The sequence below is a fragment of the Labrys sp. E2SS-1L genome, assembly GCF_057073705.1.
Genome location: NZ_CP172712.1, coordinates 5,337,797 through 5,350,647, shown reverse-complemented (window position 1 = coordinate 5,350,647; position 12,851 = coordinate 5,337,797). Strand labels below are relative to the sequence as shown.

The 12,851-nt window shown below is 65.3% G+C and carries 9 protein-coding genes; 3 read left to right on the top strand and 6 right to left on the bottom strand.

The features are described 5' to 3' along the window. Positions 1-3 precede the first annotated feature (3 nt). The 6 genes from ACIGJE_RS25020 to ACIGJE_RS24995 all read right to left on the bottom strand — a co-directional run bounded on the left by ACIGJE_RS25020 (position 4) and on the right by ACIGJE_RS24995 (position 8,492). Positions 4-612, bottom strand: a complete 609-nt coding sequence (locus ACIGJE_RS25020) for a hypothetical protein (RefSeq protein ID WP_415085552.1) — start codon at positions 610-612, stop codon at positions 4-6. A 337-nt stretch (positions 613-949) separates the two neighbouring features. Next, a complete protein-coding gene (locus ACIGJE_RS25015; protein WP_415085554.1) occupies positions 950-1,759 on the bottom strand; it encodes an MBL fold metallo-hydrolase in 810 nt (269 codons plus the stop codon). A 117-nt stretch (positions 1,760-1,876) separates the two neighbouring features. Next, complete coding sequence (locus ACIGJE_RS25010) at positions 1,877-3,226, bottom strand: virulence factor family protein (RefSeq protein ID WP_483678952.1); 1,350 nt, start codon at positions 3,224-3,226, stop codon at positions 1,877-1,879. Continuing rightward, complete coding sequence (gene mprF / locus ACIGJE_RS25005) at positions 3,226-5,895, bottom strand: bifunctional lysylphosphatidylglycerol flippase/synthetase MprF (RefSeq protein ID WP_483678951.1); 2,670 nt, start codon at positions 5,893-5,895, stop codon at positions 3,226-3,228. Before mprF ends, ACIGJE_RS25010 begins: the two co-directional genes overlap by 1 nt. A 200-nt stretch (positions 5,896-6,095) precedes the next feature. Then, positions 6,096-7,007: a sugar kinase gene (locus tag ACIGJE_RS25000; protein ID WP_483678950.1), complete on the bottom strand. Its 912-nt coding sequence runs from the start codon at positions 7,005-7,007 to the stop codon at positions 6,096-6,098. 282 nt (positions 7,008-7,289) lie between these two features. Next, positions 7,290-8,492, bottom strand: a complete 1,203-nt coding sequence (locus ACIGJE_RS24995; protein WP_415085562.1) for a pyridoxal phosphate-dependent aminotransferase — start codon at positions 8,490-8,492, stop codon at positions 7,290-7,292. Between the two features lie 291 nt (positions 8,493-8,783). On the opposite strand from ACIGJE_RS24995, the gene ACIGJE_RS24990 reads away from it, so the two are divergent. The 3 genes from ACIGJE_RS24990 to ACIGJE_RS24980 all read left to right on the top strand — a co-directional run bounded on the left by ACIGJE_RS24990 (position 8,784) and on the right by ACIGJE_RS24980 (position 12,814). Further along, the gene (locus ACIGJE_RS24990; protein WP_415085564.1) at positions 8,784-9,893 is read left to right on the top strand and encodes an acyltransferase family protein; all 1,110 of its coding nucleotides are present in this window, start codon (positions 8,784-8,786) and stop codon (positions 9,891-9,893) included. Between the two features lie 317 nt (positions 9,894-10,210). Continuing rightward, on the top strand, positions 10,211-12,013 hold the full coding sequence (locus tag ACIGJE_RS24985; RefSeq protein WP_415085566.1) for an IlvD/Edd family dehydratase: 1,803 nt from the start codon (positions 10,211-10,213) through the stop codon (positions 12,011-12,013). A 99-nt stretch (positions 12,014-12,112) separates the two neighbouring features. Then, positions 12,113-12,814, top strand: coding sequence for a DUF2865 domain-containing protein (locus ACIGJE_RS24980; protein ID WP_311944431.1), 702 nt, complete (start codon positions 12,113-12,115; stop codon positions 12,812-12,814). Positions 12,815-12,851 lie beyond the last annotated feature (37 nt).

Below are 12,851 nucleotides of genomic sequence, written 5' to 3'. Positions count from 1 at the left end.
GCGCTATGCAACGCGGGAGCGCCTCGTCGCGGTCGCATGTAAGGTGAGATCGCGATACCGCGCCAGGAACGCTTCCTTAGCCTCAGTCGGCGTCAGGCATTTGACCGTAATTGGCGCGGGCTCAATTCCATCAGAAAACGCCCACAGCGATGTCTCGCGTGGCATAATTTGTACCTGTTCGGCGGCCAGCACGCGCAAATCGGCAGCCTTTACTTCTTTCGGCATCGGCTGCTGTACACCGAAACGGCCAAAGATCGCCTTCTCGACGCGGGCTTCGATCTGCTTGAAGTCAGGCAAAAGCTGCTTCAGAGGACGCGTGATGTCGCCGATGAAAGCCTCTGCCGCGTCATGCATTAGCGCCGCGTAGGCATAATCGTGCGCGACCTCGCTCACCAGCAGGCTGTGCTCCGCGACGGAGTAGAAAGTGGAGCACTGACCAGCATATCGGCATGTGTTGGAAAGGCCAGCTGCGATATCTTCTATTCTGAAGTCACTGCTCTCTGGATCGAGGAAATCGAACCATGTGCCACTTTGCAGCATTATTCTCGGGCCAACGGCAACGCTAACGGCTATCATCTCATCATCCTCGGCCAACAAGCGGTACTTGAACATCGAACGATCGCTACAGCGCAAGCCGCAAAATTAGGTTGTCCACGCTCCTCACATGGCGTCGGAGAAATCGCGATGCCGACGCCGCAGCTTACAATGCTCGCTATCGGTGCTCGTGTCGATTGCCCGAGAACCTGACGTGCTGTGTCTGTGGTCGCGCCGTTCCCCAGTTGCCGCTGAAATGCTACGGTAGTAAGTCTGCTGGAACGACGGTAACAGTAGATTTAATCTTCTTTAGATTTTCCGTCCTCGATTAAATGCGCTGTCACCCTAAGTTGTATCTGCGTAATTCTCGCTACAAGATCTGCTCGGCCTATTCTTTAATCGCCGCTTGCCGATACTACAAAGGCTCGAAACGAAAGCCCTTGCCCGTGCGTGAGAGACGGCCGACACCGGGCGAGTCGAGATGGGCCCCTGCGATGCAATAACCATTGTCGGCTGCCAGGGCCATGAGGCGCATGCGGCTTGCGCGCGCCTGTTCCTGGTCGGCGTCGAACTCCCAGGTCAACTCCGGCCTGTCGAATTGCAGCGATGGTACGTGGATCGTGTCGCCCCAGATCAGGATGGTCTCGCCCTCGCTGGTGACGCGAAAACAAGTATGGCCGGCCTCGTGGCCCGGAGCGGCCAGGGCCTCGATATCAGCCCCCAGGAATTGCCCCGGCTCGAAGGGTTCCGCTCTCTCGTGGAACCCCTGGAGTCTGGCTTCGTCCCGGAACAGCCCGAGTTCTGCCCGCGGCACCAGCAGGCGGGAGAGGTTCGGGAAGGCATCCTCGCCATTGGGCAGAATAAGCCCGTGAATATGATCGAGATGCGTGTGGGTAAAGGCGACGGTCCGGATCCGCTCGACGGCAATGCCCGCCTCGCGCAAGGCCTGAGGCAGAAAGCCCATGCTCGGGTGCCAGGCGTTCGATGATCCACTGTCGATCAGCGTAACCGCCTCGCCGTCATCGATGGCGAAGGCGTTGACCGATAGCCTCAATCCGCCCTCGACGAGATGAAGCTGCGGTGGCAGGTCGGGGCCGAAGGGGCGGTCGCCCGGCTGGCGCAACCGGGTGACAGGCATGTCGACATAGCCGTCCCGGAGGGAAATCAACGCCAGGCGACCGAATTCATAGGCGGCATGATGCTCGCCGGCGGCAACGCGCTTCATCGATGTCTCCTATGATGCCGCCCTCTCGCGTGGCGTCGGGAATTGAGCCGCGAGACGAGCGATGGCCATCCAGTCGTGCCAGGGAGCCCGGAGATGGGCCCTGGCCGATGCTTGGCGCTACTTCTTCAACCTCTCCAAAATCGCCCGCGCCACAGGCTCGTAATTCCCGTCGAAATGATGCCCGCCCGGCCGTTCGATCAGCGTGGCCTTGCTCATTTCGGGGAAGACGCAGGCGGTGCCGTTCTCGACCACTTCCTCCTTGCCGTAGAAGCACATGGTCTTCTCGAAGGGCAGGCTGGGCAGATAGGGCTTGAGGTCGACGTCCGAGGAGGAGGCGACGCCGAGCCAGCCGGAGACGGAGATCTCGAAATCGGCGGTCGGCTCCAGGCCCAGCATGGCGAGAAGGTTGATCTTCTTCTGCATGGGCGGCGGCAGTTTCTGCCAGACGAAGGGGATCACGTCGGCGCCCAGCGAATAGCCGATCACGGCGACGCGCTTGGCGCCCCACAGCTTGGTGTAGTAGCCGATGATGCGGGTGAGGTCGCCGGCGATGACATCAGGCTCCTTGGTGCTCCAGAAATAGCGCAGCGAGTCGACGCCCACCACGGCGACGCCTTCCTTCTGCAGGATCTCGCCGATGGTCTTGTCGATGTCGCGCCAGCCGCCGTCGCCGGAGATGAAGATGGCGAGGCCCGTCGGCGGGCCGGAGGCCGGCAGCTCCACCAAAGGCAGGTCGCCGAGTTCCTGGTTGGGCGGCGCGCCCATCTCGACGGCGGCCTTCACCGCGGCATCGACGAGGGCGTCCGGCCCGCCATCGGCGACGACGGACTGGGCATCCTTGGTGCCGGCGACGAAGGCCTGGGTGGTCGCGTCGGGGGCGGCGGCGCCGACATAGGTCCAGCGCCCGGGCACCTTGGCGAGCGGCTTGTACTGCCATTTGCCGTCGGCCGCCTTGGAGACGGGGGCGCCCTCGCACATGCGCAGCTTGGAGGCCATCTCGTCGGAAAAACCGGTCGAGACGGCGCCGGCGGCGGTGTTTTCCGGGGCCTGGGCGAGATTGATATAGGCGAAGGTGCCGCCCAGCGTGCCGAGGCCCATCACCACCGGCCAGCGCCAGGTCTGCATGCCCAGTTGGCGCTGCGCCTCGCGGGCCGAATCCTCGATGTCGCCGAAGGCGTAGTGGCAATCCTCCTCGTCGCCCTTGGCGAGGCCGTCGATGAAGGCCTGGCTGTCGATCAGCATCACGGCGGCGCCCTGGCCGACCAGCTTGTCGGCGACGGCCCGGTAGGCCGGCGTGAGCCCGTCCTTGTCGGAGAGCAAGGCGACGAATTTGGTGGGCTCTTCCTCGGGGGCGAGCACGGTGACGGTGCCGAGGATCTCCTCCTGCACCTTCACTTCGCGCGGGGCCGCCAGGGCCGATGCCGTCGAGGCCAGCAGGGCGAAACAGAACAGGGCGATGCGGCGCATCAACTGGCCTCCTCGGGCAAAGCGCGTCTCGGGCTCGAAGCGATCAAGCCGGTAACATCCATGAGAATCTGCGGTAGGGCCAGGCCCCCCGGAAAGGCAAGATATTTCGGCCGCCAATCCGGCTTGAACTTGTCCTTGTAGGCCCTGAGGCCCTCGAAATTGTAGAAGCGGTCGCCGCGCTTGTAGACGAAGGAGCCGACGCGGCTCCACAGCGAGGCGAGGCGGTGGCGCGGCAGGCCGGAGAGCGGCGCCATGCCGAGATTGAACCAGGCGAAGCCCTCGCTTTTGGCCTGGGCCAAGAGGCCGATGAACAGCAGGTCCATCATGCCGGCCGGGCCCTGCGGCAGATAGCGCATCAGGTCGACCGTGTATTCCTGCTTGTCGGCGCCGCGCCAGATATTGGCGAAGGCGACGATGCGGCCGTCCTGGCGGATCACGGCCTGGTCGTAGCGGCGGATATAGTCCGGCGACCAGAAGCCGAGCGAAAAGCCCTTCTCCTTGTTGCCCTTCTCCTCGAGCCAGGCATCGGAGACGGCCTGCAGCTCGGGCAGGATGGCCTCGACCTCGGCCGCGGGCACGATCTCGAAGGAGGCGCCGGAGCGCTCGGCCTTGGCGCGGGCCTGGCGCAGGCGCCGGCCCTCGCTGCCTTCGAGCGTGAACTTGTTCAGGTCGACCCAGGCTTCCTCGCCGAGCTTGGCGAGCGAAAAGCCGGCGTCGAGATAAGCGGGCAGGTGGCCGGTGGTGACCTGGTAGAACACCGGCGTGCCGCCATTGCGGTCCACCAGCTCCTTGAAGCGCCAAACCATGGCGTCGACCTCGTCCTCGGGCGCCACCGGGTCGCCCATGGCGATCCAGCTGCGCCCCTGCACGCCATACATGGTGAAGCCCTTGCCGCTGGCCGAGAGCAGGAAGCGCTTGTCGCCGAGCAGGGCGAGATGCGCGTCCGAGCGGGTGGAATCGCTGATCAGCGGCACCAGCGTTTCCAGTTCCTCGGGCGTTGCCGGATCGAAGGCGGCGCGGCTCGGATGCATCAGGATATAGGCGGCGATGCCGATGGCGACCACGGCCATGGCCAATGTCGCCCGCAGGAAGCGCGGAGCATCGGCGTTATAGGCGAAATCCCACCATAATTTGTGCTGGTAGTCGACATTGGCATAGGCGAAGAAGCCGAGCCAGATCGTGGCGCCGATGGCGACGACGCAGGCCAGGATCCACTCGAAGGAGGGCCTGACCGAAAACAGGTCGGCCTGGCGGTAGAACTCGTCCTTGTAGAGCACGAGCAGGCCGGCGACGATCGAGCAGATGATGGCCTCTTCGATGTCGAGGCCCTTGAACAGCGCGAAGACGGCGCCGGCGACCAGCAGCAGCACGGCGATGCGCTGGGCATTGGCCATGCGCCGGACCAGGCCGTAGGAGATCACCAGCAGGACCAGGCCCGAAATGCTGCCGGCCAGCTGCGAGACCTCGACGAAGGGCAGGGGGATCACGCCGCGCAGGATGGCGATGCGGTAATGTTCCTCGGGCGTGGCGCTGGAGAACAACAGGATGACGCCGCCGATGAACACCGCGATGCTGGCGGCTCGCGGGATGATCGGCCGGGCGATCTCGTGGATGGTGCGGGCGATCCGGCCCACCGATTGCCGGCGCTGGCGGATCTCGTAGCCGCCGAACATCAGGCAGGCGATGGCGAAGGGAATGACGTAGTAGACCAGGCGGAACAGGATCAGCGAGACCAGCATGTCCGCCGCCGGGATCTGCGGCTGGGCCAGGATCAGGGTGGTCTCGAACACGCCGACGCCACCCGGTACATGGCTGATGACGCCGAGCACCGTGGCGACGGCGAACACCGCCAGGAAGCTCATGAAGCCGGCATCGGGGCCCGCCGGCATGATCAGCCAGAGCGCGCCGGCGGCGGCCACCGTGTCGAGCAGGCCGACCAGGATGGCCCCGAGCGTCGCCCCCGGGCCGGGCAGGGGCATGGCATGCTCGCCGACCCTGATCGTGCGCGGGCGCAGGGCCGAGACGATCACCCAGATCGCGACCCCGCCGAGCACGGCAAGGCCGATGGCGAGGTTGAGGCCGGGGGCGAGCCCGTCCAGCGGAGCCAGCACGGAGGGCTGGAACAACAGGCAGATCGCCGCGACCGTGGCGATGCCGAGCCAGAAGGTGAGGGTGGTCAGCGCGCCGACGGCCAGGATCAGGCTCGGCTTCACGCCGTGCGACTGGTAGATGCGCCAGCGCACGGCGCCGCCGGTGAGCACGCCGAAGCCGAGCGTATAGGTGAAGGCGTGGCTGATGAAGGAGGTGAAGGCGATGATCGGCAGCGGCACCTGCCGAGCGCCGACATGGCGCAAGGCGAGCAGGTCGTAGCCGATCAGGGCGCTGTAGGAGAGGGCGGTGGCGAGGAAGGCGAGCGCCACCTGGCCCCAGGCGATGCGCGACAGCGCATTGTTCACCTCGGACCAGGTGATGCCGGAAAAGATCTGGTAGAGCGCGGCGGCGGCGATGGTGAAGATGGCGAGACCGACCAGGAGGCCGGCCTTGCTCCAGTCGATGCGCCGGAGCAGCCCGGTTTTCGGGCGCTCGGCCGTCGGGATGGCGGCCGCCGGGACCTTGGGACCGTCGTCGCGCGCCACGGCGCGGTCGAGCGAGCCCACCACTTCAGCCATGCCCTGTTCCCGTTTCAATGCGACTATCCCAGCTGCTGAATCGTTTCTATACGATCAGAGCCTCCTGTCAGCAGTAGAACGGGTTCGAAGTGGCCACCGTACCCGGTATCCACTCCTGAATTGTTCAGTCCAGGATCAGGAGACGGGCCGTTCATGCTGACAGAACATGGCATTCCAACGGCAGCCGCGTGAATTGTGAGTCACAATCCGGCCATCGCCTCGGAAGGGATGATGGCGCCACGATGGGTGATTACCCGCGCGGCAAGGCGGTGACCCTGCAGGGCGGCTTCCACATTGCTGCGATCGCGCCGGCGGGCGGCAAGGTAGCCGGCATTGAAGCTGTCGCCGGCTGCGGTGGTGTCGACGGGCGAGACGGCCTCGGGCACCGGCACATGGCCGTCGACGCCGTCCCGGCGCAGGAAGGCGCCGTTGGTGCCGTCCTTCACCGCGATCTCGCCGATGCCGTGGCCGGCCAGGCGGGCGATGGTGTCCTGCGGCGTGGCATCGCCCCACAGGGCCTGCTCGTCGTCGAAGGTCGGCATGATGATGTCGACCAGCGGCAGGAAGCGGCCGAAGACCTGGCGGGCGCGGGCGGGATCGCCGCCCCAGCCGCGCGGGCGGTAATTGCCGTCGAAGGCGATCGCGGCGCCGCCGGCCTTGGCGCGGGCCAGCACCTGCGCGAAGCGCTCCAGGCCCGCCGGCGCATAGAGCGACAGCGTGATGCCCGAGAAATAGACGATTCCCGCGCTCTCGATGCGGGCGATCAGCGCCTCGGCCTCGGGAAGCTCGAACAGGCTGCGCGCCGGCGCGCTGTCGCGCCAATAATAGAAGCGCCGCTCGCCCTTGGCATCGGTCTCGATGACATAGAGGCCGGGCACCCGGCCGGCCAGGCGCGGCACGCCGGCCATGCCGACCTTCTCGCCTGCGGCAAGGTCGGCGATCGCCTGGGAATAGGGATCGTCCCCCAGTGCCGTGGCATAGGCGACGTCGAGCCCGAGGCGGGCCGCATAGACGGCGGTATTGAAGGTGTCGCCGCCATAGCCCAGCGACATGCCGTCCCCGCGGCGCGACAATTCCACCATGCATTCGCCGATGGAGACGAGATCGGTCATGTCGTTGTTCCTTGCGAATTCAGATCGAAGTGGAAGCGTGGGGCACTATGCTGGCGTGTTAATGGCGCGACGCTGGCCGCTCCTTCGCCCCGTTCTTACGGGGAGAAGGTGAGGATGAGGGGCGGCGCGAGGGGACTGGGTGAGTATTGAGGTGCCCCTCACCCCTCGCACTTGCAAAACAAGTGCGGACCTCTCCCCGCTCGCGGGGCGAGGGGGACATCGGCGTTGCGCCTCGGCTTGCTTCGTCCCACCTTGTCCAACGCGGATCACGACGTCCATCTCCTACGCCTGCGTTCCCGGATTGGCGCTGAGGAATTCGCCCATGCGCACCAGTGCCCGCCGGATGTTCTCGGCGGAATTGGCGTAGGACAGGCGGATATAGCCCTCGCCATGCACGCCGAAATCCGGCCCGCCGATGGTGGCGACGCCGGCCTTTTCCAGGAGGGCGGAGGCAAGCGGCTTGGCCTTCCAGCCGGTCGCCCGGATGTTGGGGAAGGCATAGAAGGCGCCCTTCGGCACCACGGAACTGACGCCGGGCAATTGGTTGAGGCCGTCGACCACGATCTTCCGGCGCCGGTCGAACTCGGCGACCATGGCGTGCACCGCGTCCTGCGGGCCGGTGAGCGCGGCAAGCCCGGCCCATTGCGCGCTGGCATTGACGCAGGAATAGGAATTCACCGCCAGCTTGCGGGCGGCATCGCCCCAGGCTTTCGGCCAGAGCGAGAAGCCCATGCGCCAGCCGGTCATGGCATAGGTCTTGGACCAGCCGTCGAGCAGGATCAGGCGGTCGCGGATGGAGGGATAGGACAGCAGCGAGACATGCTGGAGCCCGTCATAGCTCATCTGGCTGTAGATCTCGTCGGAGAGGATGGCGACATGCGGATGGGCTTCCAGCCCCTGCACCAGCGCGTCGATCTCGGCCTTGGGCGTGACGCCGCCCGTGGGGTTGGCCGGCGAGTTGAGGATGAGAAGGCGGGTCTTCGGCGTGATCAGCGCCAGCGTCTCGGACGCCGAGAAGGCAAAGCCGTTCTCCTCGCGGATCGGCACCGGTACCGGCGTGGCGCCGGTGAACTCGATCATCGAGCGGTAGATCGGAAAGCCGGGATCGGGATAGAGGATCTCCGCGCCGGGCTCCCCGAACATCAGGATGGCCATGAACATGGTGACCTTGCCGCCCGGCACCACGATGACCTCGTCGGGCGAGACGGCAACGCCGGTGCGGCGCTGGACGTCGTCGGCCACCGCCTCGCGCAGCGGCAGGATGCCGGTAGCCGGCGTATAGCCGTGATGGCCGTCGCGCAGCGCCTTGATGGCGGCTTCGACGATATGGTCGGGCGTGGGGAAATCGGGCTGGCCGATGCCCAGATTGATGATGTCGCGCCCCTCCCGCGCCAGATCCGTCGCCCTTGCGAGCACGGCGAAGGCATTCTCCTCGCCGATGCGCGAGAAGGCCGGAACGAGACGAGGCGCGCTGGGGGAAGTCATCGGGATGGCATGTCCTGGCGGTGCAAGGGCTGTGGCGGGAATCGCGAGCAAGGCAAGATTTAATGCGGGCGCATCCTCCTGTCTTTGCAAATCGCAGTAGGGCGCGTGTCAAGGAGGATTTCGACTTCATCCGAAAGCCGGAGAGGCGGGCAGGCCAGGCATGATTGCCTCCTTCCGAAGTCTAGTCGGCGTAGGCAGACGCTACCATGTGGCTGAATTGACGAAACAGGCGCGATCTGGCTCAGGTTGATCTTGAACAAGATCGACGACTGAAGGTTACTGGCGATGGCCGTGACGAAGCCTCAAGCGCTTTGCTCTGGGGAGCAGGAGGCTGGCCGCTCGCCGCAGCATTTGGCATCCCTGGACGGCTTGCGTGGCTTTGCCGCCCTGTCCGTGCTGATCTTCCATCTCGGCCACTGGTTCGGCATCCCGGGCCTGGCTTCCAATGCCAGCCTTGCGGTGGACCTGTTCTTCTGCCTGAGCGGTTTCGTGCTGAGCCTGGCCTATTGCAAGCGCCGGCAGTCCCTGTCGTTTTCCGGCTTCATGCGCGCCAGGCTGATCCGACTTATGCCGCTGATCGTGCTGGGGCTGGTGGTCAGCGCGCTCTATGTCGGGCTGCGTTCCGGGCACCTGGAGGGCGAGGTGCCCTTTGCCGCTCTGACGCTGGCTCTGCTGCTCGGCCTGGTCAACCTGCCCTATCTCGATGCGCCCGACGCCATCGGCGGGCCCCAGGTCTTCCCGCTGAACGGCCCGCAATATTCGCTGTTCCTGGAACTGGTGGTCAATGCGTTCTGGTGGGCGACCCGGCGGGTGAGCCAGCTCCCGCTCGCGATCGCGCTCTTCCTCGGCTGCCTGGCGATCCTGCCCTTCACCGGCCTGGGCGGAGATACCACGGACACGCTCTGGCGCGGATTTCCGCGGGTGGGAGCTTCCTTCTTCGCCGGCGTCGCCGTTTTCCATCTGCTCGACCGCCTGCCGGGCTGGCTGGGCGGCCCGCGCCTGTTCTGGACGCTGGCGGCGGGGATGGCGGTGCTGTTCTATCTGCCCTTCGAGGTGCCGCTCTGGATGCAGCTCGTCTGGATCGCGGTGCTGGCGCCCTGGCTGATCCTGGCCGGCGCGCGCACGGCCCTGCAGGGACGGATTGCCACCTGGTCCTCCCTCAGCGGCGACCTGTCCTATCCGGTCTATTGCCTGCACTATCCGCTGTTCTGCTGGATCAACGGCCTCTATCGCCTGCGTTTCGGGGAGCAGAACGCCGGCATCGAAGGGCCGGCCGTGATCGTCATCGTCTGCGTGGCGAGTTTCGTCCTGCTCAAGCTCTATGACGAACCGCTGCGGCGGGCCCTGGCGGAGGGCGTGCGCCGCTGGACCTACCGGCCGGCATCGTCCGCCGGCGCGTGAGCCCCGCCAACGACCATCCTTCACGACGATCCTTGGCGCATTTTCCCGAAAAGCCGCTGGACTTTTCGATTGAGAAAATGCGTAAAAACAAAAGCTTATCGAGGATGGCTGCGCATCTTTGCGATTCGCGACGATGCCGCCGGATCGCAAAGCGCCTCGTCCTCCGATCTCGCCCTGAAACGCCGCCCAAGGCATCGTCCTGCTATTCGTCGCTTAGGCGTTGCGAATAGTCTGACAAAAGTGTTAAGTCGTCTGGTTGCAGGAAGACTGCCACCTGCCGACGACGCAGGCGGGGCACGAAGACAGGGAGGCTTGCCATGGCTGACACCAAGAACAAGACGAAAAGATTGCGGTCGCAGGCCTGGTACGACAACCCGGACAATCCGGGCATGACCGCGCTCTATATCGAACGTCAGCTCAATTTCGGCCTGACCCGCAAGGAATTGCAGTCGGGCAAGCCGATCATCGGCATCGCCCAGACCGGCTCGGATCTTTCCCCCTGCAACCGACACCATCTCGTGCTGGCCCAGCGCGTGCGCGAAGGCATCCGCGAGGCGGGCGGCATCGCCTTCGAATTTCCGGTGCATCCGATCCAGGAGACCGGCAAGCGCCCCGGCGCGGCGCTCGACCGCAACCTCGCCTATCTCGGCCTGGTCGAACTGCTCTATGGCTATCCGATCGACGGCGTGGTGCTGACCATTGGCTGCGACAAGACCACGCCTGCCTGCCTGATGGCGGCGGCCACCGTGAACATCCCGGCCATTGCCCTGTCGGTCGGCCCGATGCTCAACGGCTGGTGGCATGGCGAGCGCACCGGTTCGGGCACGGTCGTCTGGAAGGCGCGCGAGATGCTCGCCACCGGCGAGATCGACTACGAGAACTTCATGGAGATGGTGGCTTCGTCGGCCCCCTCGACCGGCTATTGCAACACCATGGGCACCGCCACCACCATGAACTCGCTGGCCGAGGCGCTCGGCATGCAGCTGCCCGGTTCGGCCGCCATCCCCGCGCCCTATCGCGAACGCCAGCAGATTTCCTACGAGACCGGCAAGCGCATCGTCGACATGGTGCATGAGGACCTCAAGCCCTCCGACATCATGACGCGCGAGGCCTTCGAAAACGTCATCGTGGTCAATTCGGCCATTGGCGGTTCCACCAATGCGCCGATCCACATCAACGCCATCGCCCGCCATATCGGGGTCGAGCTCGACATCCGCGACTGGCAGACCATCGGCCACAAGGTGCCGCTGCTGGTGAACCTGCAGCCGGCCGGCAAATATCTCGGCGAGGACTACCAGCATGCCGGTGGCGTGCCGGCGGTGGTCAACGAACTGATGAAGCACAAGCTCATCCACGAGAATGCGCTCACCGTGAACGGCAAGTCGATCGGCGAGAACTGCAAGGACGCCAAGATCGAGCTGCCCGACGTGATCCGCAGTTTCGACACCGCTTTGGTGCAGGATGCCGGCTTCATCGTGCTCTCGGGCAATCTGTTCGATTCGGCGATCATGAAGACCAGCGTGATCTCGAAGGAGTTCCACGATCGCTATCTCGCCGATCCCAAGAACCCCGGCGCCTTCGAGGGCCGCGCCATCGTGTTCGAGGGGCCGGAGGATTATCACCACCGCATCGAGGATCCCTCGCTCGGCATCGACGAGCATTGCATGCTGTTCATCCGCGGCACCGGGCCGATCGGCTACCCCGGTGCGGCCGAGGTGGTGAACATGCAGCCCCCGGCGGCCCTGATCAAGCGCGGCATCACTTCGCTGCCCTGCATCGGCGACGGGCGCCAGTCGGGCACCTCGGGCTCGCCTTCCATCCTCAACGCCTCGCCGGAAGCGGCAGCGGGCGGCGGCCTCGCGATCCTGCAGACGGGCGACAAGGTGCGCATCGACCTCAACAAGGGCGAGGCCAACATCCTGATCTCCGACGAGGAACTGGCCAAGCGCCGGGCCGATCTCGCCGCGGCGGGCGGCTTCCACTATGCGCCGAGCCAGACGCCCTGGCAGGAAATCCAGCGCGCCATGGTGGATCAGCTCGGCGACGGTATGGTGCTCAAGCCCGCGGTCAAGTATCAGAAGGTCGCCCAGACCTATGGGGTCCCGCGCGACAATCACTAGTCGGTGACAAGATGTCACCGACATGATTTTGACGGGATGCTTGCATAGAAGGCGGGGCCGGCCAATGCCGGCCCTTCACGTTCTGCCGGGACCCGCGCCATGACTTTGAAACGCTTTGCTTTTCCTCTCGCCGCCGGATTGCTCCTGACGGTCGCCGTGGGTGGCAGCGCTCAGGCGGGCCTGTTCGACTTCCTGTTCAGGCCGCGCCAGGAATCGCGACCGGCGCCGGCACCCGTGCCGCAACAGCAGCCGCAGCAGCAGCGTTCGCGCCCGGCTCCGGCCCCGGTGGTGAGCACGCCCAAGGCGCGCGGCTACTGCGTGCGCACCTGTGACGGCTATTATTTCGCCACCGGCTTCATCCGCTCCCAGCGCGACGAGGACATGCAGACCTCGATGTGCGAAGCCTCCTGCTCCGGCGGCCAGATGGTGCTGTACAAAGCCAGCGGCTCCAACGATGGCAGCAATGGCAACACCAAGCCGGCGATCGAGTCGGCCGTCGACAAGGCCGGCGCCCTCTACACCGCCCTGCCCACCGCCTATGCCTTCCGCGACAGCGAGAATCCGGCCTGCACCTGCCAGTCCAATGCACGCGGCCTGCCGCAGATCCCGATCTCGGTCGATCCCACCTTGCGCAATGGCGACATCGTGGTGATGCCGGATGGCCTGAAGGTGTTCCGCGGTGCCGGCAATGTGCCGCATCCCGATACGGATTTCACCTCCGTCGCCTCCTCCAAGGCCCTGTCCGGCGTGGTGCGCCAGCAGGTGCTTTCGCTTGAACAACGCATCGCCACGCCGCAATAATGTGATCATCTGATCGCATCTGCGCGAAGGACATTCG